A 25,642-nucleotide genomic window follows, 5' to 3' on the forward strand; every position below is an offset into this window, starting at 1 on the left:
CAACAGCAACAGCAACAGCAACAGCAACAGCAACAGCGTGACTTAGAGATTCTCCATAGTCGTTCAGCCACGGCGGCGCTTTCATGTCACGGCTGATTAAATACGCTGAGCAAAAGTTTCATTAAAACCAACACCCTCGCCAATGACACCTGCAACCAATCGCTATACCCCCCCTGCTCAGGACAGTCTCGAAGTTTTCCGGGGCAGCCACGCGGCAAATTACACTGAACGCTTGCACGCTGAGCAAAGTCTGCTGGATATCACCAACCTGAGGAGACCCGGCAATGCACGATATCCATTGGACAACGGACACACCGGAACACAATGTCCACGGCCTGGAGCGCGTCAGCTCCCTGGCTGGGGGCGCGTTGATGATCAGTAAGGGGCTACGCCACGGTGGCCTGCTGGGGATGTTGCAGGTTGCCGTCGGCGGCCTGGCGCTGGCCCGTGGTGTAAGCGGGCATTGCTCGACCAAGGCGTGGTGGTTGCGGCATCGCGCCGAATATTTGCGCCTGCATCGCGACATAGAACGGGGGACTGCCGAGCTCAAGGCGCTGAAGGCCAGTGCCGAGGCAGCAACCCGTACCGCAACGGTGACCGGCGGTTGAAAGCTTCGCGGGGCAAGCCCGCTCCCACGAGCCCGCGTTCAAAATGATTGTCCGGGGTCGTGGGAACGGGCTTGCCCCCGCGATAGATCTTGGGTCTAGCGCAATACCTTGCTTTGCAATACTTCGGACTGCCGCCCCAGGACGTTCTCGCTGATCTGCACGAACTCCTCGGTGCTGACGCTCGACAGGCGCATCAGAGCCCGGGCGACATCGTCCAGCGAGCGCTTGTCGTGGTTGTGCAGGCGAATCTCGCGATCCAGCGCCTGCAACAGCAGCACGCCGCGAGCCACCTGCGCCGAGCTGGCCTTGGCACCCTTGAGGTGATTCACTCTGTCGCCAAGTTTATGCAAGCGCGCCTGCAACGCCTCGTAACGGTCGTCGCTCATGCCTCCAGCACGCCGCAGCAGCTCGCTGGCGTAATAGTCGGCCAGGCTCTCGCCGAGCCAGTCGCTGCCATCGCGGTCGTTGATCTGGGCGAACAATTGCACCAGTTCGCGCAACAGCGGGCTATTGCCGTTCTCGCTGATCAGCGGCCGGCCACTGTGCAAGTACAGGGAATTGTTGCCTGGCAGCACGCCACGCCACATCTCGTCGCGGGCACCGACCAGCAGCAACTTGGGCGGGTTGCGTGGAAACACCGACTGCAACTGCGGCCAGACGAAGGTCAACAGGGTCAAGGTGTCCATGCGGCGCATGCCCTGCCCCTGCGGCGCGGCGACGGTCACCTCGGTGTCGCCAAGGCGCGCACGGCGGCTGCCCAGGTTGCCGGCGAGCATCCAGCCAGTGGGGCGATCGAACAGGCGCGATACGTCATCGATGCGGAATTTCTGCCGGCCGATGCGCGGCCAGGCGGTTTCGACACTCTTCCAGCCGGCCGGCAGGTCGAAGGCCAGGCGCGACACCAGCTCGGTGCCGTCCTGCTGGTCGAGGCGCGCCGGCGGCACCAGCTGATCGCCACGGAACAGCGCCCAATGCGCGGTCATGCGGGTTTCATGGACACCGCCCTTCGGTTGCTGGTCGAGCAGCACGCGGTAGCTGAGGCTGGTCTTGCCTGACGCCGGGTGCCAGACGCCGCGCCCGTTCTGCACCTGCCACTGGCCATCAGCAAGGAAGTCGCTGTAGACGCCGGCTTTGCCCAGGTCGAAGTCGAGGCTGCGCACCACGCTGCCGTCGGCCAGGGTCAGGCGCACCTCGGCCTGGCCGCTTTGCGGCAAAAGGCGAACCTGATAGTCCAGATCGACTTTCCTGGCCAGCGCCTGAGTGCTGAGCAGCAGGCCAAGCACCATAAACAGCGGGCGACGCATAGCGAAACTCCTTGTAGCCGCGCGGCTCAACCCGCGCGAAAAATCAGGTGGTCTTCCCAGTCGTCTTCATCCACATCGTTCTCGCTGAGCATCCGCCCGGACCGGGAAATGCGTTGCTCATGCACTTGCCCGCGATCGCCGCAGACCAGGTGGTGCCACGACGGCAAGTCCTGGCCTTCGCTGACCAGCCGATAAGCGCAGGTGGGCGGCAGCCACTTGAACTGGTCGGCCTTGCCTGGGGTCAGCTGGATGCAATCTGGCACGAAGCGGAAGCGATTGGGATAGTCGCTGCACTGGCAGGTCTGCAGGTCAAGCAGCTTGCAGGCGATGCTCGTGTAGTAGACGCTGTTGTCCTCTTCGTCCTCGAGTTTCTGCAGGCAGCACAGGCCGCAGCCGTCGCACAGCGACTCCCACTCTTGCGCATCGAGCTGGTCGAGGGTCTTGCGCCGCCAGAAGGGCGCGGTATCGGCGATCATCACACGTGTTCCTGCAGTCAACATCAATCCGCGGCGCGCGGCGGCGCCAGTCTAGAGGCAGTCCGGCGGCAACGCCAGACCGCTTGTCAGTGCTCGCCGGACGCAGTAGCGTGCGGTCTTTGTCCCAGTCCTTGCAGGAGCAACCATGAGCGCCACCCCACGCATCGCCGACTATGCCATCAACGAGCAGTTCATCAATCGCTGGTCGCCCCGCGCCTTCACCAACGAGCCGATCAGCCAGGAAACCTTGCTGAGCTTCCTCGAAGCCGCGCGCTGGGCGCCGTCGGCCTACAACTCGCAGCCGTGGCGTTTCCTCTATGCCCGCCGCGACACACCCAGCTGGGCGCGCTACCTGGACATCCTCAACGAGTTCAACCGCAGCTGGGCGCAGCATGCCTCGGCGCTGGTGCTGATCATCTCCAAGACCACCTTCGCCGCACCCGGCTCCGATGAAGAGAAGCCGGCCCTGTGGCACACCTTCGACACCGGCTCGGCCTGGGGCCATCTGGCGTTGCAGGCCAGCATCAGCGGCTGGCACACCCACGGCATGGCCGGCTTCGATCAGGACCTGGCCCGGCGCGAGCTGAAGATCCCCGAGGGCTACGCACTGCACGCAATGGTGGCAATCGGCAAGCTGGGCGACAAGGCGACCCTGGCCGAAGGTTTGCAGGCCCGTGAAATGCCGAGCCCGCGCCGACCGTTGAGCGAGCTGGCGGCCGAAGGCGATTTCAGCTTGTAAGGTTGCATCTGATTCATCGCGGGACAAGCCCGCTCCCACGGGTCACGGTACACCCCGTGAGAGCGGGCCGTAGAGCAAACGTCTGTCAGTAGCCCCGCGCGAAATCCACTTCCCCACGTAACCCCTGCCCCGCCGCATACGCCCGCGCATTCCCGACGAACAACCGCACCATCGCCGTCGGCGAAGTCGGCGCTGAGCTGTGCCCGGTCAGCAGCAGCCCCCAGGCAGTCCAGAACGGGTGGCGCTGGGGCAACGGCTCCTGGCGGCAGACATCGATCACCGCGCCGGCCAGGTGCCCTTGCTTGAGCGCCTCGACCAGGTCGGCATCGACTACCGCCACGCCGCGCCCGGCATTGATGAACAAGGCACTGGAGCGGAAGCACTTGAACAGTGCCGCATCGTACAGGTCATGGGTGGCCGGCGTGTCGGGCAACAGGTTGAGCACGTAGTCGGCCTCGCCGACCAGGCGGGGCAACTGGTCGAGCCCGGCAACCTCGACGAACGGCGCCTGCTCACGGGCACTGCTGGCTACCCCGGACAAGGTGACGCCAAAGGGCACGAGGAACTCGGCGACTTGCTGGCCGATATCGCCGGTGCCGACGATCAGCACCCGCCGTCCTTCCAGGGTCCGCCCGGGCCGATCATCCCAACGCCGCTCGACCTGGCTGACCAGGCGCGACAGCACATCGCGCTCATGGCCAAGCATGTAGGTGAGCATGTACTCGGCCATCACCTGACCAAAGATCCCCACCGCCCGGGTCAGGCGGTAGTCGCGCGGCAGGCCGTCGGCCAGCAACGGGGTGATGCCGGCCCAGGTCGATTGCATCCACCGGGGTTTGTGGCCCTGGCGCAACAGGCTGGCCAGCAGGTCGGGCTGGCCCAGCCACACCGGGCAGTCGGGGGCCAGGCGGGCCAGTTCGGCGGAATCGCCACTGGTCAGGACCTCCAGGTCCGGCGCCGCCTCGCCCAGCAGGCGGGCATAGTTGGCATGATCCTGTTCAGCGATCAGAACGCGCATGTGACACACAACCTTGGCAAACAACGGAAGCGGCCCGCCAGGCGGGCCGCAGACAGAGAAGAGACCGCGCCCGGATCAGGCCGGGTCGTTGCGGCGCAGCAGTTCTTCGGGCAGGTGCTCGATGTAGTCGTCGTCCGGAGGCGGCATCTGCAGGTGGTAGCCCTGGTTGTCGAGGTTTTCCAGCACCTTGGCGATGTCCTCGCGGGCCAGCTTGCGCTCGGGGCTGAGCACCAGGTCGAAGGCGTGCACGGGCGTGCCGAAGAAAGGCAGCAGCCCCTCGGGCACACGCTCCAGGCCATCGGCCTTGAGCACATACAGGTACATTTCGTTCTTGCGGGGGCTCTTGTAGATCGAGCAGATACGTTTCATCGTGAATCTCCGGCACCGGCCAGATCGTCCAGCAGGGCCTGGCCCATGCGCTCGCGACGCCAGCCGCGCAGTGCATCGGGCAGTTGATAGGGACCGTCGGGGTAGCCGCTCTTGAGCAGCGCTTCGAGGGCTTTCTTGCGCAGCATCAGTTCCGGGGCGATGCCCAGGCGCTCACCTTCAGCCTGTCCGATGGCGCGCAGGCGCTTGAGAATGCCGGCGGCTTCGATCGGCAGCGGCTCGGGCAGTGGCGCGGGCCATTGCTCCTGCGGCAGGCTGGCGGCGCGCTTGATCAGCTGGATCAACGCCTCGCCGTCCTGGCGGATGGTACGCGGGTGCATTTCGTCGATTTTCGCCAGCGCCGACGGGCTGTCCGGCTGGCTCTTGGCCATGGGCCACAACGAATGTTCCTTGAGGATGCGATTGCGTGGCACATCGCGGCTGCGGGCCTCACGCTCGCGCCAGGCGCACAGCTCGCGCAGCACGGCCAGCTGCTGGCGGCCGAGCTTCCAAGCCAGCTTGACGTCGCGGTAGAGGGTCTCGGGCTCGACTTCACGGCGCAGCGCGGCAACCAGCTCGGCACCGTCCTCGAGCACCCAGGCGTACTTGTCATCCGACAGCTGCGGGCGCAGGGCGGTGAACAGCTCGGCCAGGTGAACGGCGTCTTCGGCAGCGTAGCTCACCTGGGTGTCCGACAGCGGGCGCTGCAGCCAGTCGGAGCGAGTCTCGCCCTTGGGCAGCTCGAGCCCCAGCACGTCCTGCACCAGACGCGAATAGCCCATGGAGAAACCGATGTTTAGGTAGCCGGCGGCCAGTTGGGTGTCGAACAAGGGTTGTGGCAGCTTGCCGGTCAGGCGCAGCAAGACCTCCAGGTCTTCGCTGCAGGCGTGCAGCACCTTGACCACGCTATTGTCTTCGAGCAGCTCGGCCAGCGGCTGCCAGTCGCGAATCAGCAAAGGGTCGATGAGGAAGGCACGTTTGCCGTCACCGATCTGGATCAACCCGGCTTTCGGGTAGAAGGTGTCGACCCGCATGAATTCGGTGTCGAGGGCCACAAAGGGCAGCTCACGCCAGCTTCGGCAGTGCTGGGCCAGGGTCTGGTCGTCACGGATCCAGTGAATTTCGATGGCCACGAGGCTCTCCCACTAACATTGGCGCGCAGTATATACGGCGCGGGCGCAATGGGTGAAACCTCGCAAGCCACGCCATCCTTGGTGCTGATCGTCGGTACGCTCAGCGATCGGCCGCCAGCCAGGGGCGGCAGCCGGCAAACAGGTCCAGCGAGCGCTGGTAGACCTCGGTGCGCACCTGCAACAGGCCGAGCATCGAGTGGAACAGGTTGTCCTGCGACAACGGCGCATCACGCAGCTTGCCCAGGCATTCGGTGTCCACGCCGAAGTCCTCGCGGTAGCTGTCGGAGAACCAGGCCAGCAGCGGCACATGCTTCTGCTGCTCTGGTGCGATCATGTAGGGCGTGCCGTGCAGGAACAGGTTGTACTCCCCCAACGACTCGCCATGATCTGAAAGATAGATCATCGCGGTGTCGACCTTGTCCTGCTTGCTGCGCAAGGTATCGATCAAGGTCGCCAGCACCTTGTCGGTGTAGGCCAGGGTGTTGTCATAGCCGTTGACGATCTCCTGCTGGCTGCACTGGTTCAGAGCGTTGCTGCGGCACACCGGGGTGAAGGGTTCGCTGCCAGCCGGGTAGCGCTTGAAGTATTCCGGGCCATGGCTGCCCATCTGGTGCAGCACCAGCACGGTGTCTTGGTCGAGGTTGTCGAGCAACTCGGCCAGGCCCTGCAGGAGGATCTCGTCATGGCATTCGCCGCTGGCGCACAGGCTCGGGTCCTGCAGGTTGCTCACGTCAATAAATTGCACCCGGTCACAGGTGCCCTTGCAGCCGGACTGGTTGTCGCGCCATTGCACTGCCAACCCCGCGCGCTGGAGGATGTCGAGCAGGCCTTCGCGGTTCTTCGCCACGCGGGCGTCGTAGTCCTTGCGCGGCATGCCGGAAAACATGCAGGGCACCGACACGGCGGTCTCGGTGCCGCAGGAGTGGACGTCGGTAAAGCTCAGCAAGCCCTGCTCCTTGCTCAATTGCGGGGTAGTGTCGCGGGCATAGCCGAGCAGGCCGAAGTTTTCCGCCCGGGCACTCTCACCGACCACCAGCACTGTCAACGACTTGCGCTGGTGCCGCTGCCAGGCCGCATCACGGCGGGCGTCCTCGCCATAGCGCTGGAAAGGTCGGGTAGCCGTGCCCACTTGCTCGCTGGCATAGCCGATGGAAGCCCCAACGATGTTGCTCGGTGTAAGCATCAAGCGCAGTTCATGGTGATTACGAAACAACGAGGCCAGGCCCTGGTAATTGACCAGCGCCACTGAGCCCAAGGCCGCGACACAGGCACCACTGACCACCAGCTTGCCCAACAGCTCGCGGTGCCAGGGGCGATAGGCGATCCTGGCGTTCCACACCAACAGCGATGGCAGCACCCCCAGCAAAAATAAATAAACGGCAAACTTCAGTGAAAGCAGGTCGCGCACTTCCGCGACATTGGTTTCGGCCACGTTGCGAAACATGCCGGCATCAATAAGCACACCGTATTGATTCATAAAGTAAGCGACACTTGCGCCACTGATGAACAGCACAATCAATACCGGTTTCAATACATAACGAAACGCGAGCAATGTGAGTATGAGATTGAAGGCGAACAGCATCAGCACGGCAAACGCCAGGCTCAACCAGAGCCCCACCATACCCGGCGGCACGATGGACTCAAGGTGTTCCCACAGCATGGTATTGAAGCCGATCAACAGGTACAGGCTGGCCAGCAACGTGACCCATTCGGTGCGCAGGGATCTGAGTTTGAGCATGAGCGTTCGCAACAAGAGTTGATCAGCGGCCAACCCGCCCGGACGGGCAGGTTGGAAAGTTGGCCGAACTCTAGAAAGCCTAGCATCAATTTTTTGTGAAAAAGACGCCAACAATTGGTGGGCCAGCGTCTTTCATTAATTAAATGAATGTCATTCAGCTGCCATTCAGCCAGGCAGGCGAAGTTTGGCGTACGGCTCGCGGTCGATGTCCAGGACTTCGACGCACAACTGAATGTCCAGCCCAGGCTGGGCCGGGATCGCCTCGCGCAGCACCTCGAGCAGGCTGTTCGACAACTGCTGTTTCACCTGCTGCGTACGCCCACTGAGGATCGCCAGGCGCACGTGGGCGAAGGCCCGTTCGGCCGGGGCGGTACCGACCCGGTATTGGGCAAAGGCCTGGGCGCGGCTCTTGATGTCCAGCTCTTCGGCGAACTGGCCACTGCCGACCAGGGCGTGGTTCAGCCGCAGCAGCAGCACATCGACATTGAGGTCGCGCAGATTGTCGCTGTATTCCAGGTTCAGGTGAGGCATGGCGCAGGTTCCGTTCACGCAGGGGGAGGCGACAGCCTAACCCAGTCCCGCACTACGGCAAAGGCGACTATCCTCTTGGTTCAGGCTCGTTTACCAACCCTGAGAGAGGTGAAGAAATGCCAGTTCCGCATGATTTGCTCGCAGACCTGCACGTGACGGCCGACCAGTTCCAGGCCCTGATCGACAAGAACCAGGACCTGCACAAGCTGCACAAGGAATACAACGCCAAGGACAAGGAAGTGCTCGCCGCCGAAGGCAATGCCACCGGCGACGACACCGTAAACCGCCTGCGCAAGGAGCGGGTGCTGATCAAGGACAAGATCGAACGCATCGTCCACCCACCAAAATCCTGATTCCCCAACCGACGCTATCGCGGGGCACGCCCGCTCCCAGGTACCGCGCAGACGCCAAGGCATACGCGGCCATCGCGGGAACGGGCTTGTTCCGCGATGACGTCGACAGCCCTTACGCGCAAGCCATCAGCGCACCCTCCAGATCCTCGATCAGATCGCGGTAATCCTCGATCCCGATCGACAGCCGCAGCAGGTTCTCACTGATCCCCATAACGCCCTTCTGCTCCGGGCTCAGGGAGTTGTGCGACATGCTCCAGGAGTGGTTGATCATGCTCTCCACACCGCCCAGCGAGTCGGCCAGGACGAAGATCGACAGCGCCTCGACCAGGCGGTTGACCGCGGCCCGGTCGCCCTTGATGCGCAACGCCACCACCGCGCCGCCCGTGCGCATCTGGCGTTTGCACAGTTCATGCTGCGGGTGGCTTTCCAGGCCAGGGTAGTAGACCTGCTCGACCTGCGGATGCTGTTCGAGGAACTGCGCCACACGCAGGGCGTTGGCGCTCTGGCGCTCCATGCGCACATCGAGGGTCTTCAGCCCGCGCAATGCCAGGTAGCAGTCGAACGGCCCCTGGATCGCGCCGACCGCCATGCTGATCTTGCGCAGGCGCCCCAGCAACTCGCGGTTGGCCGCCACCACAACGCCACCGGTGAGGTCCGAGTGGCCACCGATGTACTTGCTGGCCGAGTGCATCACCAGGTCCACACCCAGGGTGATCGGTTGCTGGTTCCACGGCGAACAGAAGGTGTTGTCAATGCAGGTCATCACCCCCCGCTCACGGGCCAGTTCGCAGACCGCCTTGATGTCAACCAGATGCAGCAGCGGGTTGGTCGGCGACTCGATCCAGATCAGCTGGGTCTCGGGGCGGATCGCCGCAGCCACCGCCTCGATGTCGTTGAGGTCGACGTAGGTGGTGGTCAGGCCCGAGGTGCGTCCACGGTAGTCTTCCAGCAGGCGGAAGGTGCCGCCGTAGACGCCATTCATCACCACCACGTGGGCATCCTTGGACAGCAACTCGAGCACCGTGGCGGTGGCGCTGACGCCCGAGGCGCAGGCGACCGCGCCGACACCCTCCTCCAGTGCGGTCACGCAGGTCTCGTAGGCGTGCCGGGTAGGATTGCTGACCCGGCTGTAGGCATATTCGGGGTTGTCGTCCAGGCCGCGTTTGATGAACGAGCTGGAGGTGACGATGGCCGGGAAGATGGCATTGTCGGCAACACTGGATTGCTCACCGGCATGGATGGTGCGGGTGGCGAAATTGCGCGGTTTGTCGGACATGGTCGGGTCCATTGCCTGAGGGTTGAAAACCGCCACTATCTCATATCCACCACCCCCAGGCGCCAGTGGAACATTGCCGTCGACCCAGCGGCCAAAACGGTTCCATCGTTCCCGGCAAGCGGCTACTCTCGGAAAACTTTTCCCGCAACCGGCGACATGACGTCATGGACAGTTTCGACCAGCACATCCTCACCCTGCTCCAACGCGACGCCTCGCTGTCCCTCAAGGACCTGGCCGAAGCGGTCAACCTGTCCACCACACCGTGCTGGAAACGGGTCAAGCGCCTGGAAGAGGAAGGCTACATCCGCAGCCGCGTCGCCCTGCTCGATCCCGAGCGCCTGGGCCTGGGCCTTACGGTGTTCGTCCAGCTCAAGACCCAGCGCCACGACAGCGCCTGGCTGGCGCAGTTCGCCGCCACGGTGACGGCGTTCGAGGAAGTGATGGAGGTGTATCGCATGTCCGGCGACTGGGACTACATGCTGCGGGTGGTGGTGGGCGACATCGCTGCCTACGACCGCTTCTACAAGAAGCTGATCACCAGCACCGACGGGCTGTCGAACATCACCTCGAGTTTTGCCATGGAGCAGATGAAGTACACCACGGCGTATCCGGTGGGGCGCTGAAATGGTCGCTGGCAGGACCGGTCTCCCCCCGGCAAGCCGGCTCCCCCCCGACCGCGTCCACCTTAAGCCAAACGATATCCTTGTGGGAGCTGGCTTGCCAGCGATGAGGCCGACCCTGTCAGTCAGCCAGGGTAGCCTCGATCCGATTCCCCGCCCTCGCCTTCTCCAACTTGATCGCCACGAACTTCGAGGTTGGTGTGTAGGTCCCCTCACCGTAGCTTTCCAGCGGCACCAACGGATTGGTCTCCGGGTAATACGCCGCCGCCTGACCTTCAGGTACGTCATATGCCACCAGGCGGAAGCCCGACACCCGCCGCTCACGGCCATCCTCCCATAGCGACACCAGGTCCACGTGCTCACCCGGCTCGAAGCCCAGGCGGCGTATGTCGGCCTCGTTGACAAACACCACCTCGCGCAGGCCGAACACCCCACGGTAGCGGTCATCCAGCCCGTATAGGGTGGTGTTGTACTGATCGTGGGAGCGCAGGGTCTGCAGGATCAGATCTGGCTTGTCACCACGGGCCAGCACGGTCGCGTTGACCAGATGCTCCGGCAACTGACTCGGTATGAAACGCGCCTTGCCGGTGGCGGTGCGGAAGTTGCGTTCGGCGGCCTGGTTGCCCAGGTGGAACCCACCGGGATGCTGTAGGCGGGCGTTGAAATCGGCAAAGCCGGGAATCACGTCGGCGATCATGCTGCGGATGCGGCCATAGTCGGCAATCGCGTAGTCCCAATCGATGGGCCGGTTGCCAAGGGTGGCCTTGGCCATGCCAGCAACGATCGCCGGCTCCGAACGCAACTGCGCTGATCGTGGCTTCAGCTGCCCATGGGAAATATGCACCATGCTGAAAGTGTCCTCCACGGTGACGCCCTGCGGCCCCTCGGCCTGGATGTCGATCTCGGTGCGGCCCAGACACGGCAAGATCAGCGCATCGCGCCCGGTAACCAGGTGCGAGCGATTGAGCTTGGTGGAGACCTGCACGGTCAGCTCGCAGTTGCGCAGTGCGGCGTGGGTCCGCGGGGTGTCGGGCGTCGCCTGGGCGAAGTTGCCGCCCAAGCCGATGAACACCTTGGCCCGGCCTTCTTCCATAGCCTGGATCGCCAGCACGGCGTTGTGACCGTGGGCGCGTGGCACTTTGAAGTGGAAGCGCTTCTCGAGGGTGTCGAGCCAGGCAGCGCTGGGCTTCTCGTCGATGCCCATGGTGCGGTCGCCCTGCACGTTGCTGTGGCCACGCACTGGCGACAGGCCAGCGCCGGGCTTGCCGACGTTGCCGCGCAGCAGCTGCAGGTTGACGATTTCCTGCACGGTCGGCACCGAGTGGCGGTGCTGGGTGACGCCCATGGCCCAGCACATGATGACCCGCTCGGCCTTGCGGTACATGCGCGCGGCCAGCTCGATCTCAGCCTTGTTCAGGCCCGACTGCTCGACGATATGTTCCCAGGGTGTGGCGTCCACCACAGCCAGGTAGGCCTCGACGCCACTGGTGTGCTCAGCGATGAAAGCGTGATCGAACACCGGCGGCTCGTCGTTCAGCTGCGCTTCGCGTTCCCACTGCAGGAGGAACTTGGCGATGCCGCGCATGGCCGCCATGTCGCCACCCAGCGCCGGGCGGAAGTAGGCGGTATTGGTTGGTTCGGAGCCATTGCTGAGCATCTCGAACGGGTGCTGCGGATGCTGGAAGCGCTCGAGCCCGCGCTCTTTGAGCGGGTTGAAGCAGACCACCTGGGCACCACGCTTGACCGCCTCGCGCAGCGGTTCGAGCATGCGCGGGTGGTTGGTGCCGGGGTTCTGGCCAATCACGAAGATCGCATCGGCCAGCTCCAGGTCATGGAACACCACCGTGCCCTTACCCACGCCAAGGGTTTCGGCCATGCCCACGCCGCTGGCCTCGTGACACATGTTCGAGCAGTCGGGGAAATTGTTGGTGCCGTAGGCACGCACGAACAACTGGTAGAGGAACGCCGCCTCGTTGCTGGCCCGGCCCGAGGTGTAGAACTCGGCCTGGTCGGGCGAAGCGAGGCCGTTCAGATGCCGGGCGACCAGGGCGAACGCCTCGTCCCAGCTGATCTCGACGTAATGGTCGGTGGCCGCGTCGTAGCGCATCGGGTGGGTGATGCGGCCTTGGTACTCGAGCCAGTAGTCGGTCTGTTCGAGCAAGGCGCTGACGCTATAGCGGGCGAAGAACGCCGGATCCACCGAGCGACCGGTGGCTTCCCAGTTGACCGCCTTGGCGCCGTTCTCGCAGAACTTGACCATATCGCTTTCCGGCGATTCGCCCCAGGCGCAACCCGGGCAGTCGAAACCACCGTTCTGGTTGGTCTTGAGCATGGCCCGCAGGTTCTTGAAGGCGTTCTCGCTGCCCAGCCAGCTCTTGGTCACGCTCTTGAGCGCGCCCCAGCCGGCGGCCGGCCCCTTGTAGTCCCTGATGTGTTCGTCCTGGCTCATGCTGCGCTTCTCCGCACGGTGTTTTTTCCAGCCTAAGAAGCGCCCCCTGCTGCGTCCAATCGAAATAAATGACGGCGTGATAAACCGTTTCGATCACCGGGCCCAGACCTTGGCCAGCGCGGCCTGCAGCTGTGATAGAGGAGACTGATCGAATGGTCGGGCAAAGCAATTTGACGCCAATGGGCGCAGGTTATAGCTTGGACCTTATCCGCGGCGTTTGGCCGCCCCCAGCCACTTCAATGTCGAGCGCGAACGTGGAAAAGAACGCCCAGGCCCTGATCGACGGTTTCAACCGCAAAGTCGATTACCTGCGGATGTCGGTTACCGACCGCTGCGACTTTCGCTGCGTCTATTGCATGGCTGAAGACATGCAGTTCCTGCCGCGCCAGCAGATTCTCAGCCTCGAAGAGCTGTACCAGGTCGCCGAGCGTTTCGTCGCCATGGGCACGCGCAAGATCCGCCTGACCGGCGGCGAGCCGCTGGTACGCCAAGGCATCGTCGAGCTCTGCGGGCGCATCGCCGCCCTGCCCGGCCTGCGCGAACTGTGCCTGACCAGCAACGGCTCGCAGCTCGGCCGCCTGGCCCAGCCGCTGTTCGATGCCGGCGTGTCGCGCCTGAACATCAGCCTCGACAGCCTCGACTCCGAGCGTTTCCGCGCCCTGACCCGCACCGGCGACCTTGCGCAGGTGATCGCCGGCATCGACGCCGCCCGCGCCGCGGGCTTTCGCCGCACCAAGCTCAACGCGGTGGTGCTCAAGGGCCGCAACGACCACGAGATCGTCGACCTGGTGCGTTTCGCCATCGACCGCGAACTGGACATCTCCTTCATCGAAGAGATGCCCCTGGGCGTAATCAGCGAGCACGAGCGCGGCGAATCGTTCTGCTCCAGCGACGACGTACGCGCACGCCTGGCCGAGCACTTCACCCTGGTCGAGTCGGCCGAGTCGTCCCAGGGCCCGGCGCGCTACTGGCGCCTGGCCGAGGCGCCCAACACACGGGTCGGTTTCATCTCGCCCCACAGCCACAACTTCTGCGCCACCTGCAACCGCGTGCGCCTGACCGTCGAAGGCCGCCTGTTGCTGTGCCTGGGCAACGAACACTCGGTAGACCTTAAACAGGTCATGCGCCAGCACCCCGGCGACAGCGCCCGCCTGGAAAAAGCCATCCGCGACGCCATGCAGCTCAAACCCTACCGTCACCACTTCGAAGTGGGCGGCGAGGTGCAGATCCTGCGCTTCATGAACATGACCGGCGGCTGATCGGCCGCCTCTGGAACTGCCTTGATCGTCCACTCACGCCCCGACATGCTGCGCGTGCTGTTCACCCTCAAAGGCTCGATCGTCCAGCGCATCGCCCTGCGCTGCCTGGCGGTGACCTTGCTCGCGGCGCTGATCGTGCTGGTCGAGCGGCACTACCCGGCGCTGTTCTACCCGGTCAGCGCCACGCCCTTCACCCTGTTGGGGCTGTCGCTGTCGATCTTCATGAGCTTTCGCAACAACGCCTGCTACGACCGCTGGTGGGAAGGCCGCAAGGCCTGGGGGCGGATGATCATCGAGGTGCGCTCGTTCGTGCGCGAAAGCGTGGCGATCAAGGACGCGGCGCTGCGCGAGGAACTGCTGCGCAGCCTCTGTGCCTTCGCCCATGCCCTCAATGCCCGGCTGCGCAACGAAGACGAGCTCGGCGCCGCCCGCCCCTGGCTGGGCGAGAGGGCGCAGATAGTGACGCACAATGTCTGCGACGGCATCCTGCGCGAGGTGGGCGAACATTGTTCACGGCTGGCGGAGCGTGGAGCGATCAGCGAGTTCCGCTACACCTTGCTGGAGCAGCGCCTGGCCGGCCTGTCGGACGTGCAGGCCACCTGCGAGCGGATCAAGGGTACGCCACTGCCGTTCCCCTACACCCTGCTGCTGCACCGCACCATCTACATCTTCTGCCTGCTGCTGCCGTTCGCCCTGGCCGAACCGCTGGGCTGGCTGGCACCGCTGTTCACCACCATCGTCAGCTACACCTTCTTCGGCCTGGATGCGATCGGCAACGAGCTGGAGGACCCCTTCGGGCGGGATGAGAACGACCTGCCGACCGATGCGCTGGTGCGCACCATAGAGCGTGATGTGCTGTCGGCGCTGGGGCATGAGCCACTGCCACCGGCGTTGGTGCCGGTGGATCATGTGTTGAGTTGAAGTCTCATCGCGGGGCAAGCCCGCTCCCACGCCAGCGTGTGTGCTGAAATAAGATCGGCGTGGGAGCGGGCTTGCCCCGCGATGGAGCCCTGAGGTCAACCGCGGCTTTCGCAGGCCCCGATCGGCTTCAGGTGCGGGACGAAGTTGCACGGCCGGTGCCGCGCATCCAGCTGCTCGGCCAGGATCCCCTCCCATGCCGTGCGGCAGGCGCCGGTCGAGCCCGGCAGGCAACACACCAGGGTACCGTTGGCCATGCCGGCCAGGGCCCGGCTCTGCACGGTCGAGGTACCGATATCGAGAATCGACAAGGCGCGGAACAACTCACCGAACCCGTCGATGCGCTTGTCCAGCAGGCAGTCCACCGCTTCCGGCGTGCTATCGCGGCCAGTGAAACCGGTACCGCCGGTAATCAGCACCACTTGCACCTGTTCGTCTGCGATCCAGGTGGCGACCTGGGCGCGGATCTTGTACAGGTCGTCCTTGAGCAGCTCGCGCGCCACCAGGCGGTGGCCCACGCCGACGGCGCGGCTGGCCAGCAGCTCGCCGGAGGTATCGTTCTCGAAGGTGCGGGTGTCGCTGACGGTCAGCACCGCGATGTTCAGCGGTACGAACACCGCGTCCGGTTTCACGCTCATGGCCTTTGCTCCAGGATTGGCTTGGCGGCCACGTTAGAGAGAAGCCCCGGTAGCGTCCAATCGATAGAGCGTACCGGGTGATCGACGGTTTCTATCGCCTGCCCGCCACGGGCCGACGAATTTGTCAGCAATGATTAGCCAGGTGCTTCACTCTTGGTTAAGGTCTACCCACCCCGCAACTCAGGCCGCACCATGGACATCAAACAGCTCAAGTTCCTCATCGCCCTCGACCAGACCCGCCACTTCGGCCAGGCCGCGGCGCTGTGCCACATCACCCAGCCGACCCTGTCCATGCGCCTGCGCAACCTCGAAGACGAACTCGACCTGGTGCTGGTCAAGCGCGGCCAGCGCTTCGAAGGCTTCACCGAAGCCGGCGAACGTATTCTGGCCTGGGCCCGCACCCTGCTTGCCGCCCACGACGGCCTGCAGGCCGAGGCTGCCAGCTGCCGGGGCCAGGTGGTCGGCAGCCTGCGCCTGGGTACCGTGCCGCTGGCCAGCTTCAACCCCATGCAACTGCTAATGCCGTTGCGCGCAAAGTACCCCGAGCTGCATTTCCAGCTGTCGTCGCTGAGCTCCGAGCAGGTGATCGACGGCCTGAGCCGCAACCAGCTCGACCTGGGCATCTGCTACCTCGACCAGGTCAACACCAGCTTCTTCGAAGTGATCGAACTGAGCATCACCACCATGGGCCTGCTGCACGACACCCGGCACTTCCAGTTCGAGGCCGACAGCCTGCACTGGGAAGACCTCGGCGACCTGCCGCTGGGCCTGCTGAGCAAAGGCATGCACTACCGCCAATCCCTCGACCTGAGCTTCCGCAGCCGCGGCCTTACGCCCAACGCCGTGCTCGAGAGCGACTCGACCTTCCAGCTGATCCAGGCGATCAACACCGGCGTGTGCTGCGCGATCATGCCACTGGACTGCGGCCTGGAAGAGCTCAGCCAGCACATGCGCATCATTCCCGTGCAAGAGGCGAGCATCCACAGCCCGGTCGGCCTGCTGCTGCGCCGCAGCGAGCCACGCTCGGCCATCGCCGAGCAGTGTTTCGACGAAGCCCGCGCCCTGTTTCAAGCTTCCTGAGCCGTCGCTTGACGGTACTGGCGCGGGGTAAACCCGGTCAGTTGCCTGAACTGCCGGCTGAACGCGCTGTGGTCGGTGTAGCCACAGCGCAGCGCCACCTCGATGATCGGCAGGTCGCTGTGCAGCAGGTGGTGCGCATGTTCCAGGCGGGCCTTGTGGATCATCTGCCGGGGGGTGAGGTGGAACACCCGCTTGCAGTAGCGCTCCAGTTGCGCAACCGAGATGCCGGCGATGCGCGTCAGCTCGCCCATGCTGATCGGCTGGTGGAAATGCGCGCGGATATGCGCGTCCACAGCGGCCAGGCGCTGGTAGGCGGGGTGGGTGTCGGCGGCTGACTGCAGGTCGACCGAAATACCCACCAGGCCGATGATCGCCCCCGCCGCGTCATACAGCGGGCGTTTGTGGGTCAGGCACCAGCCCGGTTCGCGGCTGCCGTACAGGTGCAGCTCGAGCTGGTCCTCCAGCACCTGGCCCTGCTCCAGCACCCGGCGATCCTGCTCGGTGTAGCCAGGGCCCAGGCGCGCCGGGAACACCTCGGCGCTGGTCTTGCCCAGCAGCGGTTGCAGGCGTTTCAAACCGCAGCGCTGGACCAGCGTGCGGTTTGCCAGCACATAGCGGGCGTGGTCGTCCTTGATGAAGATCGCCGCATTGGCGATGACGTCCAGCATCGGCAGCAGCCAGACCACGCCGGTCAGCAAGGCTTCGAGGGATTCGGGGCGGTGCTGGTCGAGGTGCTGGTACAGGGCAGTCAACGGTTGCTCGGACATGCGGTTATCTCTAGTGGTTCTGGCGCCCTGCAAGCCTAGTCAGCAGCCCCCTCCGAGCGCCAGCACTTGCTCCCGACTATGCCGATTTCGTCACCCACCTTGCAGAAAACCATCAAGAACCGAGCCCCCGATCGGTCCACTCTATGCCCCACGCAAGCCGCCCCACGACCTACAAGAACGCGGCGCATGCCGCCGCATCGTGACATCAGACCTGCCTATCCAAAACCTACAAGAAGGCGCCCCCATGTCAGGCAAATTCAAAAAACAGCTGTCACTGCTGGACCTCACCTTCATCGGCCTAGGTGCCATCTTCGGCTCGGGCTGGCTGTTCGCCGCCAGCCACGTCTCGGCCATCGCCGGGCCGGCCGGCATCCTCTCCTGGTTCCTCGGCGGTTTCGCCGTGCTGCTGCTGGGCATCGTCTACTGCGAGCTCGGCGCCGCCCTGCCACGGGCCGGCGGCGTGGTGCGCTACCCGGTGTACTCCCACGGCCCACTGCTCGGCTACCTGATGGGTTTCATCACCCTGATCGCCTTCTCCAGCCTGATCGCCATCGAGGTGGTCGCCTCGCGCCAGTACGCCGCGGCCTGGTTCCCGGCCTTGACCAAGGCCGGCTCCAGCGACCCGACGGTGCTTGGCTGGCTGGTGCAGTTCGCGCTGCTCGGGCTGTTCTTCCTTCTCAACTACCGCAGCGTGAAGACCTTCGCCAAGGCCAACAACCTGGTCAGCGTGTTCAAGTTCATCGTGCCGCTGCTGGTGATCGGCGTACTGTTCACCTTCTTCAAGCCGGAGAACTTCGAGGTCCAGGGCTTCGCCCCGTTCGGCCTGTCCGGGGTGGAGATGGCGGTGTCGGCCGGCGGCATCATCTTCGCCTACCTGGGCCTGACCCCGATCATCTCGGTGGCCAGCGAGGTGAAGAACCCGCAGCGCACCATCCCCATCGCGCTGATTCTCTCGGTGCTGCTGTCCACCGCGATCTATGCCCTGCTGCAACTGGCGTTCCTCGGCAGCGTGCCGACCGAGATGATCGCCAACGGCTGGGCCGGGGTGACCAAGGAACTGGCCCTGCCCTACCGTGACATCGCCCTGGCCCTGGGCGTCGGCTGGCTGGCCTACCTGGTGGTGGCCGACGCGGTGATCTCGCCCAGCGGCTGCGGCAACATCTACATGAACGCCACCCCGCGAGTGATCTACGGCTGGGCGCAGACCGGCACCTTCTTCAAGTACTTCACCCGCATCGACGAGCAATCCGGCATCCCGCGCCCGGCGCTGTGGCTGACCTTCGCCCTGGCGGTGTTCTGGACCCTGCCGTTCCCGTCGTGGGAGGCGCTGATCAACGTGGTCTCCGCCGCGCTGGTGCTGAGCTACGCCGTAGCCCCGGTGTCCGTGGCCGCCCTGCGTCGCAGCGCCCCGGACATGGCCCGGCCGTTCCGGGTCAAGGGCATGGGCGTGCTCGGCCCGCTGTCGTTCATCATCGCCGCGCTGATCGTCTACTGGTCGGGCTGGAACACCGTGTCCTGGCTGCTGGCGCTGCAGATCGTGATGTTCGTGCTGTACCTGCTGTGCCGCCGTTTCGTGCCTACCGAACACCTGTCGCTGGGCCAGCAGGTGCGCTCGTCGGCCTGGCTGATCGGCTTCTACGCCGTGACCATTTTCCTCTCCTGGCTGGGCAGCTTCGGTGGCCTGGGCGTGATCGGCCACCCGCTGGATACCGTGGTCGTGGCTGCCAGTGCCCTGGGCATCTACTACTGGGGCGCCGCCACCGGCGTGCCGGCGCGGCTGGTGCGCCTCGATGGCGACGATGAAAGCGAAGCCAGCAGCGAAACCCATGCCGGCCGACAGCCCGCCGCTGTCGCCTCCTGACCCACTACACAATGGACACGCTGATGAAACAGGTTCATGTCATCGACTCCCACACCGGCGGCGAACCGACCCGCCTGGTGATGAAGGGCTTCCCGCCACTGCACGGCCACAGCATGGCCGAGCAGCGCGACGAACTGCGCGAGCTGCACGACCACTGGCGCCGCGCCTGCCTGCTGGAGCCGCGCGGCAACGACGTGCTGGTGGGCGCGCTGTACTGCCCCCCGGTGTCCGCGGATGCGACCTGCGGGGTGATCTTCTTCAACAACGCCGGCTACCTGAACATGTGCGGTCACGGCACCATCGGCCTGGTCGCTTCGCTGCGCCACCTCGGCCTGATCGAACCTGGCGTGCACAAGATCGATACACCGGTCGGCCAGGTCAGTGCCACCTTGCATGACGACGGCTCCGTCACTGTCGGCAACGTGCCGTCCTACCGCTACCGCCGGCAGGTCGCGGTGCAAGTGCCTGGGCATGGCCAGGTGCATGGCGACATCGCCTGGGGCGGCAACTGGTTCTTCCTGGTCTCCGACCACGGCCAGCGTATCGAGCTGGACAACCGTGAAGCCCTCACCGACTACACCTGGGCCCTGCTCAAGGCCCTCGAGGCCCAGGGCATCACCGGCGAACACGATGCCCCGATCGACCATGTCGAACTGTTCGCCGACGACGCCAACGCCGACAGCCGCAACTTCGTCATGTGCCCCGGCAAGGCCTACGACCGCTCGCCCTGTGGTACCGGCACCAGCGCCAAGCTGGCGTGCCTGGCCGCCGACGGCAAGCTCGCCGAAGGCCAGACCTGGGTCCAGGCCAGCATCACCGGCAGCCGCTTCCAGGGCCGCTACGAACGCGACGGCGAACGCATTCGCCCGTTCATCACCGGCCGCGCCCACATGACCGCCGACAGCACCCTGCTGATCGACGAACAGGATCCGTTCGCCTGGGGCATCTGACCCCATTCATTTCCCACTGAATACCGCCAGGAGTGACAACAATGACCGACAACATCTTCACCGGCACCATGCCCGCCCTGATGACCCCCTGCACCGCCGAGCGCAAGCCGGACTTCGACGCCCTGGTGCGCAAGGGCCGCGAACTGATCGACGCCGGCATGAGCGCGGTGGTGTACTGCGGCTCGATGGGCGACTGGCCGCTGCTGACCGAGGCCGAGCGCCAGGAAGGCGTGGCGCGCCTGGTGGCCGCCGGCATCCCGACCATCGTCGGCACCGGCGCGGTGAACACCCGCGAAGCCGTATCCCATGCCGCCCACGCCGCCAAGGTTGGTGCCGCCGGCCTGATGGTCATCCCTCGCGTGCTGTCCCGTGGTGCCTCGCTGATCGCCCAGAAGCACCACTTCTCGGCGATCCTCGCTGCCGCGCCGAAGCTGCCGGCGGTGATCTACAACAGCCCCTACTACGGCTTCGCCACCCGCGCCGACTTGTTCTTTGAGCTGCGCCGCGAGTACCCGAACCTGATCGGTTTCAAGGAGTTCGGCGGTGGCGCCGACCTGCGCTACGCCGCCGAGCACATCACCTCCCAGGACGAGGCTGTGACCCTGATGGTGGGCGTCGACACGCAAGTGGTGCATGGCTTCGTCAACTGCAACGCCACCGGCGCCATCACCGGCATCGGCAACGCGCTGCCCCGCGAAGTGCTGCAGCTGGTCAGCCTGAGCAAGCGCGCCGCCAAGGGCGATGCCAAGGCCCGACGCCAGGCCCGGGAGCTGGAAGCAGCGCTGGCGGTACTGTCGTCGTTCGATGAAGGCTGCGACCTGGTGCTGTACTACAAGCACCTGATGGTGCTCAACGGCGACACCGAGTACCGCCTGCACTTCAACGAAACCGACGCCCTCAGCGACGCCCAGCGCAACTATGCCGAGCAGCAGTACGCGCTGTTCCGCAGCTGGTACGCCAGCTGGTCGGCCGAGCAGAACATCGCCTGATAACGAGGACACTGGTGGGAGCGGGCTTGCTCCGCGAAGCAGGCGACGCAGTACCTGGCACCGGATTGGTCGGTGTTCGCGGGGCAAGCCAGCTCCCACGCCCTCCGCTCCCATACTTGATTCCAAAGGACGCCCCATGACCCTGACAGGCAACCTGCTGATCGGCCAGCGTGCCGTGCCCGGCAACCGCGAAACAATCCGCGCCATCGATCCGAGCAGCAACCAGGCCCTGGAACCCGCCTATGCCGGCGCCAGCAGCGAACAGATGGCTCAGGCCTGCACCCTGGCCTGGGCGGCATTCGATACCTACCGCGAAACACCTCTCGAACAACGCGCCGGTTTTCTCGAAACCATCGCCGAACAGATCGAAGCCCTGGGCGATGCGTTGATCGACCGCGCCCACGCCGAGACCGGCCTGCCCAAGGCCCGCCTGCTGGGTGAACGTGGCCGCACCTGTGCCCAGCTGCGCACCTTCGCCCGGGTGGTACGCGCCGGTGAGTGGCTGGATGTGCGCGTGGACAATGCCCTGCCCGAGCGCCAGCCGCTGCCCCGCCCGGACCTGCGCCAACGCCAGGTGGCCCTGGGCCCGGTGGCGGTGTTTGGCGCCAGTAACTTCCCGCTGGCCTTCTCGGTAGCCGGCGGCGACACCGCCTCGGCACTGGCCGCGGGCTGCCCGGTGGTGGTCAAGGCCCACGGCGCCCACCCCGGCACCAGCGAACTGGTTGGCCTGGCCGTGGCCCGGGCAGTCGCGCAGTGCGAACTGCCCGAAGGCGTGTTTTCCCTGTTGTACGGCGCGGGCCGTGAACTAGGCATCGGCCTGGTCACTGATCCACGTATCAAGGCGGTCGGCTTCACCGGTTCGCGCAGCGGTGGCCTCGCCCTTTGCCAGGCGGCCCAGGCGCGCCCGGAGCCGATCCCGGTCTATGCCGAAATGAGCGCTATCAACCCGGTGTTCCTGTTCGATGGCGCCTTGCGCTCGCGCAGTGAAACCCTGGCGCAAGGCTTTGTCACTTCGCTGACCCAAGGCGCCGGCCAGTTCTGCACCAATCCCGGGCTGGTGGTCGCCCGGCAGGGCCCGGCCCTCGAGCACTTCCTGGTTGTCGCCAGCGCCCATGTTGGCCAAGCGGCGGCGCAGACCATGCTCACCCCGGCTATCGCCAATGCCTATGCTGACGGCGTGGCAGCACTGAGCGAGAACCAAAACGCCCGCTGCGCGGCGAACAGCCTGCCGGCGCAGGGGCCGAACCAGTGCCAGGCTCAGTTGTTCGTCACCACCGCGCAGGCGTTTCTTGCCGACCCTACGCTGCAAGCCGAAGTGTTCGGCGCCGCCTCGCTGGTGGTGGCATGCGCCAACGATGAGCAAATCCGCCAGGTGGCCGAGCATCTGGAAGGCCAACTGACCGCCACCCTGCACCTCGACGAGGCCGATCTGGACAGCGCCCGCCGCCTGCTGCCAACCCTCGAACGCAAGGCCGGGCGGATCCTGGTCAATGGCTGGCCGACCGGGGTCGAGGTCAGCGACGCCATGGTCCATGGCGGCCCGTTCCCGGCCACCTCGGACGCCCGCAGTACCTCGGTGGGCACTGCGGCGATCCTGCGCTTCCTGCGCCCGGTGTGCTACCAGGACTTCCCCGACGCCCTGCTGCCCGGGGCATTGCAGCAGGCCAATCCGCTGCACCTGCGGCGGCTGCTCGATGGCCAGCGGGAAGCCTGAACCATGACCGCCACTGACACGGACATCGCCGTGGTCGGCGCCGGCATCGTCGGCGTCGCCTGCGCCCTGCAGCTGGCACGCCAGGGCCGCCGGGTGCTGCTGATCGATCGCCAGGCACCGGGCCATGGCGCTTCGTATGGCAACGCCGGGCACCTGGCCACCGAGCAGGTGTTTCCCATCGCCGACCTGTCGATCCTCAAGCGCCTGCCGGCGATGTTGCTGGACCCGATGGGCCCGCTGCGCCTGGACTGGAAGTACCTGCCGCGCGCCCTGCCCTGGTTCACCCGGCTGCTGCTGAACCTGCGCCCGGCGCCGTTCCAGCGCAGCGTGGCCGGCATTCGGGCGTTGAATGAAAACAGCCTTGGCGCCTGGCAACGGCTGCTCGCATCCATCGACCGCAGCCCCTTGCTCAAGGAAGACGGGTCGCTGCTGGTGTTCGAACGCCACGAATCGCGCCAGGCCCTCGCGGCGTTACGCGCCCGCATGCAGGCACAGGGCGTACCCGTGGACCTGTGGTCGGCAGAGGCAGTGAGCGAAGCGGCGCCGCAGTTGAGCCCGTCGATCCTGGGTGGCCTGTTCTTCCCGCGTACCGGTCACTTCCTCGACCCCTATCATGTGGTCTGCGAAATGTTCAGCGCCGCAAAGGCCGGCGGCGTACGCTTTCTTCGCGCCGAGGTCAGTGGCGGTCGGGTGCATGGCCAGGGCGTCAGCCTTGCCAGCGACCAGGGCCCCCTCGAGGCCAGCCAGGTGTTGATCAGTGCCGGCGCCCACTCGGCCAAGCTCACCGCCACCCTGACCGGCCGGCGGGTGCCCCTGGATACCGAGCGCGGCTACCACCTGATGCTACCGGCGGAGCAGCAGCGCCTGCCGTTTGCCGTCACCTCGCTGGAGCGCAAGTTCATCATGACGCCCATGGCCGACGGCCTGCGCCTGGCCGGCACGGTGGAGTTCGCCGGGCTCGAGGCGCCGCCGAGCATGCAGCGGGCTTGGCAACTGCACAGGTTGAGCAAGGGGTTGTTTCGGCGCGAGCTGGATGCCGAGGGGGCGACACCGTGGATGGGGTTCCGGCCTTCGCTGCCGGATTCGCTGCCGGTGATCGACCGGGTGGCCGATGGCAAGGTGTTGCTGGCATTCGGGCACCAGCATTTGGGGTTGACCCAGGCGGCGGTGACGGCGGAATGGATGGGGCGGTTGGTAAATGGCGAAGACTGCCCGCAAATCAGCGCCTATCGATTGAGCCGGTTTTGAAACGGGGGCCGCGTGGCGGCCCCTGCCTCACTCAGCGATAACGCTCGAGCCAGTGCGCATAAGGCGCTGGCAAGGTCCACGAAGCCTTGTCCACGCCCAGGGCCTTGGCAGCGGCATACGGCCAGTGCGGGTCAGCCAGGTGCGCACGCCCTACCGAAACCAGGTCCAGCTGGTTGGCCTGCAGCGCGCCTTCGGCCAGCTCCGGGGTGCCGAAGCCCCAGGCCGAGGTCACCGGCAGCTTGGCCTCGCGACGCACACGTTCGGCGATCGGGCCCATGAACGCCGGCCCCCACGGGATGTTGGTCTCGGGAATGGTAAAGCCAACGCTGACGCTCAGCAGGTCCAGGCCACCGGCCTTGAACCGGCGCGCCAGTTCGATGGATTCCTGCAGGGTCTGCTCGTCACGGCCGTCATACTCCAGCACGCCGAAGCGAGCGGTCAGCGGCAGGTTCTCCGGCCACACCTCACGCACGGCGGCCAGGGTTTCCAAAAGGAAGCGCGTGCGATTGTCGAAGCTGCCGCCGTAGGCATCGGTGCGCTGGTTGGAATGCTCGGAGAAAAAGCTCTGGCCCAGATAACCATGAGCAAAATGCAGCTCGATCCATTCGAAACCGGCATCGCGGGCACGCCGTGCGGCATCGACGAAGTCTTGCTTGACCCGGGCGATATCGTCCAGGGTCATGGCCTTCGGCACTTTCGGCAGGTGGGCGCCGAAGGCGATGGCGGACGGGGCGATGGTGTCCCAGCCACGGGCATCGTCGACGGCGATGTGGTCGTCACCTTCCCAGGGGCGGTTGGCGCTTGCCTTGCGCCCGGCGTGGGCGATCTGGATGCCCGGCACGGAACCGGCGGCCTTGATCGCTTTGACCACCGGCACGAACGCCTGGGCCTGGGTGTCATTCCAGATCCCGGCGCAGCCGGGGGTGATGCGCCCTTCCGGGGACACCGCGGTGGCCTCGACCACCACCAGGCCGGCGCCACCACGGGCCAGGCCCGCATAATGCACCTGGTGCCAGTCATTGATCAGGCCATCTTCGGCCATGTACTGGCACATCGGCGGAATGGCGATGCGGTTGCGCAGGTTGACGTCTTTGAGGGCGTAGGGTTCGAACAATGCGGCCATGAGGTAACTCCAGGGATGGGGTTGGATACGATTGTTCGATCATATTCGAACTATGGCAATTTGTGAAACCCCCGTTATCATGTCGACCATGCGAGCCTATACCCACCCCAATCCCGAAGACCTGACGCTGGAGCGCTTGCTCTACGCGCTGAGCGACCCTGTGCGCATGGATATCGTGCGCCGCCTGGCGGGTGTCGCCGAAGCCAGCTGCGGCGAGCTGGACGGCGGCCGGCCCAAGTCGAGCATGTCCCATCACTTCCGTGTATTGCGTGACTCGGGGCTGGTGTACACCCGCAATGTCGGTACCACGCACATGAACTCGTTGCGCAGCGATGAGCTCGAAAGCCGTTTTCCAGGGTTGCTGGGCAGCATTCTCGAACAACGTTGAACCCCTGCCTGCCGCCGGCGGGGCTGTTTCTCTCGATTATCCAGACACAAAAAAACCACGAGGCCGCCAGGGGCGATCCTCGTGGTTGGTGTTGCC

General features: G+C 65.2%; 25 protein-coding genes. 13 read left to right on the forward strand and 12 right to left on the reverse strand.

All coding sequences use genetic code 11. The features are described from left to right. The first annotated feature begins 284 nt into the window (after positions 1 to 284). Entirely contained in the window at positions 285 to 608 is a 324-nt protein-coding gene (locus BMY03_RS01305) for a YgaP-like transmembrane domain (RefSeq protein ID WP_094010048.1), read from the forward strand. Between the two features lie 95 nt (positions 609 to 703). Here BMY03_RS01305 and BMY03_RS01310 read toward each other — a convergent pair whose 3' ends face one another. Both BMY03_RS01310 and BMY03_RS01315 read right to left on the reverse strand, forming a co-directional pair. Continuing rightward, positions 704 to 1,912, reverse strand: coding sequence for a hypothetical protein (locus BMY03_RS01310; RefSeq protein ID WP_094010049.1), 1,209 nt, complete (start codon positions 1,910 to 1,912; stop codon positions 704 to 706). A 26-nt stretch (positions 1,913 to 1,938) separates the two neighbouring features. Continuing rightward, positions 1,939 to 2,388, reverse strand: coding sequence for a YcgN family cysteine cluster protein (locus tag BMY03_RS01315; protein WP_023631623.1), 450 nt, complete (start codon positions 2,386 to 2,388; stop codon positions 1,939 to 1,941). Between the two features lie 145 nt (positions 2,389 to 2,533). Here BMY03_RS01315 and BMY03_RS01320 point away from each other — a divergent pair, with 145 nt between their 5' ends. Continuing rightward, entirely contained in the window at positions 2,534 to 3,127 is a 594-nt protein-coding gene (locus BMY03_RS01320; protein WP_023631624.1) for a nitroreductase family protein, read from the forward strand. A gap of 85 nt (positions 3,128 to 3,212) precedes the next feature. On the opposite strand, the gene BMY03_RS01325 is transcribed toward BMY03_RS01320, so the two are convergent. The 5 genes from BMY03_RS01325 to BMY03_RS01345 all read right to left on the reverse strand — a co-directional run bounded on the left by BMY03_RS01325 (position 3,213) and on the right by BMY03_RS01345 (position 7,913). Then, positions 3,213 to 4,145 (reverse strand): D-2-hydroxyacid dehydrogenase, encoded by a 933-nt coding sequence (locus tag BMY03_RS01325; protein WP_094010050.1) that lies wholly within the window; start codon positions 4,143 to 4,145, stop codon positions 3,213 to 3,215. A 75-nt stretch (positions 4,146 to 4,220) separates the two neighbouring features. Next, positions 4,221 to 4,514, reverse strand: a complete 294-nt coding sequence (locus BMY03_RS01330) for a YcgL domain-containing protein (RefSeq protein ID WP_023630461.1) — start codon at positions 4,512 to 4,514, stop codon at positions 4,221 to 4,223. Further along, positions 4,511 to 5,644 (reverse strand): ribonuclease D, encoded by a 1,134-nt coding sequence (gene rnd, locus BMY03_RS01335; protein WP_094010051.1) that lies wholly within the window; start codon positions 5,642 to 5,644, stop codon positions 4,511 to 4,513. Before rnd ends, BMY03_RS01330 begins: the two co-directional genes overlap by 4 nt. Positions 5,645 to 5,744: 100 nt before the next feature. Beyond that, positions 5,745 to 7,382 carry a phosphoethanolamine transferase gene (locus BMY03_RS01340; RefSeq protein ID WP_094010052.1) on the reverse strand — a complete coding sequence of 546 codons (1,638 nt, stop codon included), beginning with the start codon at positions 7,380 to 7,382 and terminating at the stop codon, positions 5,745 to 5,747. Between the two features lie 165 nt (positions 7,383 to 7,547). After that, the gene (locus BMY03_RS01345; protein ID WP_023630459.1) at positions 7,548 to 7,913 is read right to left on the reverse strand and encodes a 5-carboxymethyl-2-hydroxymuconate Delta-isomerase; all 366 of its coding nucleotides are present in this window, start codon (positions 7,911 to 7,913) and stop codon (positions 7,548 to 7,550) included. Between the two features lie 116 nt (positions 7,914 to 8,029). Between BMY03_RS01345 and BMY03_RS01350 the strand changes: the two genes are divergently transcribed. Beyond that, entirely contained in the window at positions 8,030 to 8,266 is a 237-nt protein-coding gene (locus tag BMY03_RS01350) for an HP1242/YdcH family protein (protein WP_023630458.1), read from the forward strand. A gap of 112 nt (positions 8,267 to 8,378) precedes the next feature. Here the strand turns inward: BMY03_RS01350 and BMY03_RS01355 are convergent, their stop codons facing one another. Beyond that, the gene (locus tag BMY03_RS01355) at positions 8,379 to 9,554 is read right to left on the reverse strand and encodes a trans-sulfuration enzyme family protein (protein WP_094010053.1); all 1,176 of its coding nucleotides are present in this window, start codon (positions 9,552 to 9,554) and stop codon (positions 8,379 to 8,381) included. A 152-nt stretch (positions 9,555 to 9,706) separates the two neighbouring features. Between BMY03_RS01355 and BMY03_RS01360 the strand changes: the two genes are divergently transcribed. Further along, positions 9,707 to 10,165, forward strand: a complete 459-nt coding sequence (locus BMY03_RS01360; protein WP_023630456.1) for an Lrp/AsnC family transcriptional regulator — start codon at positions 9,707 to 9,709, stop codon at positions 10,163 to 10,165. Positions 10,166 to 10,283: 118 nt separating this feature from the next. Here BMY03_RS01360 and BMY03_RS01365 read toward each other — a convergent pair whose 3' ends face one another. Beyond that, positions 10,284 to 12,611 (reverse strand): FdhF/YdeP family oxidoreductase, encoded by a 2,328-nt coding sequence (locus BMY03_RS01365; RefSeq protein WP_023630455.1) that lies wholly within the window; start codon positions 12,609 to 12,611, stop codon positions 10,284 to 10,286. A gap of 254 nt (positions 12,612 to 12,865) precedes the next feature. Here BMY03_RS01365 and moaA point away from each other — a divergent pair, with 254 nt between their 5' ends. Continuing rightward, a complete protein-coding gene (gene moaA, locus BMY03_RS01370) occupies positions 12,866 to 13,870 on the forward strand; it encodes a GTP 3',8-cyclase MoaA (RefSeq protein ID WP_094010054.1) in 1,005 nt (334 codons plus the stop codon). 21 nt (positions 13,871 to 13,891) lie between these two features. Beyond that, positions 13,892 to 14,791 (forward strand): bestrophin family protein, encoded by a 900-nt coding sequence (locus BMY03_RS01375; protein WP_023632838.1) that lies wholly within the window; start codon positions 13,892 to 13,894, stop codon positions 14,789 to 14,791. A gap of 95 nt (positions 14,792 to 14,886) precedes the next feature. Here the strand turns inward: BMY03_RS01375 and moaB are convergent, their stop codons facing one another. Continuing rightward, positions 14,887 to 15,426 carry a molybdenum cofactor biosynthesis protein B gene (moaB, locus tag BMY03_RS01380; protein WP_023632839.1) on the reverse strand — a complete coding sequence of 180 codons (540 nt, stop codon included), beginning with the start codon at positions 15,424 to 15,426 and terminating at the stop codon, positions 14,887 to 14,889. Between the two features lie 192 nt (positions 15,427 to 15,618). Here moaB and BMY03_RS01385 point away from each other — a divergent pair, with 192 nt between their 5' ends. After that, entirely contained in the window at positions 15,619 to 16,506 is an 888-nt protein-coding gene (locus tag BMY03_RS01385) for a LysR family transcriptional regulator (RefSeq protein ID WP_038705600.1), read from the forward strand. Here BMY03_RS01385 and BMY03_RS01390 read toward each other — a convergent pair. After that, positions 16,494 to 17,273, reverse strand: coding sequence for an AraC family transcriptional regulator (locus BMY03_RS01390; RefSeq protein ID WP_094010056.1), 780 nt, complete (start codon positions 17,271 to 17,273; stop codon positions 16,494 to 16,496). The genes BMY03_RS01385 and BMY03_RS01390 overlap by 13 nt on opposite strands. A 244-nt stretch (positions 17,274 to 17,517) precedes the next feature. Between BMY03_RS01390 and BMY03_RS01395 the strand changes: the two genes are divergently transcribed. The 5 genes from BMY03_RS01395 (at position 17,518) to BMY03_RS01415 (ending at position 24,035) form a co-directional block, all read left to right on the forward strand. Further along, positions 17,518 to 19,134: an APC family permease gene (locus BMY03_RS01395; RefSeq protein WP_094010057.1), complete on the forward strand. Its 1,617-nt coding sequence runs from the start codon at positions 17,518 to 17,520 to the stop codon at positions 19,132 to 19,134. Positions 19,135 to 19,157: 23 nt separating this feature from the next. Further along, the gene (locus BMY03_RS01400; RefSeq protein ID WP_038705599.1) at positions 19,158 to 20,084 is read left to right on the forward strand and encodes a 4-hydroxyproline epimerase; all 927 of its coding nucleotides are present in this window, start codon (positions 19,158 to 19,160) and stop codon (positions 20,082 to 20,084) included. Between the two features lie 41 nt (positions 20,085 to 20,125). Continuing rightward, positions 20,126 to 21,073 (forward strand): dihydrodipicolinate synthase family protein, encoded by a 948-nt coding sequence (locus BMY03_RS01405; RefSeq protein ID WP_038705598.1) that lies wholly within the window; start codon positions 20,126 to 20,128, stop codon positions 21,071 to 21,073. A gap of 136 nt (positions 21,074 to 21,209) precedes the next feature. Next, positions 21,210 to 22,787: an aldehyde dehydrogenase (NADP(+)) gene (locus BMY03_RS01410; protein ID WP_094010058.1), complete on the forward strand. Its 1,578-nt coding sequence runs from the start codon at positions 21,210 to 21,212 to the stop codon at positions 22,785 to 22,787. 3 nt (positions 22,788 to 22,790) lie between these two features. After that, positions 22,791 to 24,035 (forward strand): NAD(P)/FAD-dependent oxidoreductase, encoded by a 1,245-nt coding sequence (locus BMY03_RS01415; RefSeq protein ID WP_094010059.1) that lies wholly within the window; start codon positions 22,791 to 22,793, stop codon positions 24,033 to 24,035. A 31-nt stretch (positions 24,036 to 24,066) separates the two neighbouring features. Here BMY03_RS01415 and BMY03_RS01420 read toward each other — a convergent pair whose 3' ends face one another. After that, entirely contained in the window at positions 24,067 to 25,158 is a 1,092-nt protein-coding gene (locus BMY03_RS01420) for an NADH:flavin oxidoreductase/NADH oxidase (RefSeq protein WP_094010060.1), read from the reverse strand. Between the two features lie 52 nt (positions 25,159 to 25,210). Here BMY03_RS01420 and BMY03_RS01425 point away from each other — a divergent pair, with 52 nt between their 5' ends. Next, positions 25,211 to 25,546, forward strand: a complete 336-nt coding sequence (locus BMY03_RS01425) for an ArsR/SmtB family transcription factor (RefSeq protein ID WP_046856709.1) — start codon at positions 25,211 to 25,213, stop codon at positions 25,544 to 25,546. The last annotated feature ends 96 nt before the right edge of the window (positions 25,547 to 25,642 follow it).

The sequence above is a fragment of the Pseudomonas soli genome (assembly GCF_900110655.1).
GTDB classification, from domain to species: Bacteria; Pseudomonadota; Gammaproteobacteria; order Pseudomonadales; family Pseudomonadaceae; genus Aquipseudomonas; species Aquipseudomonas soli.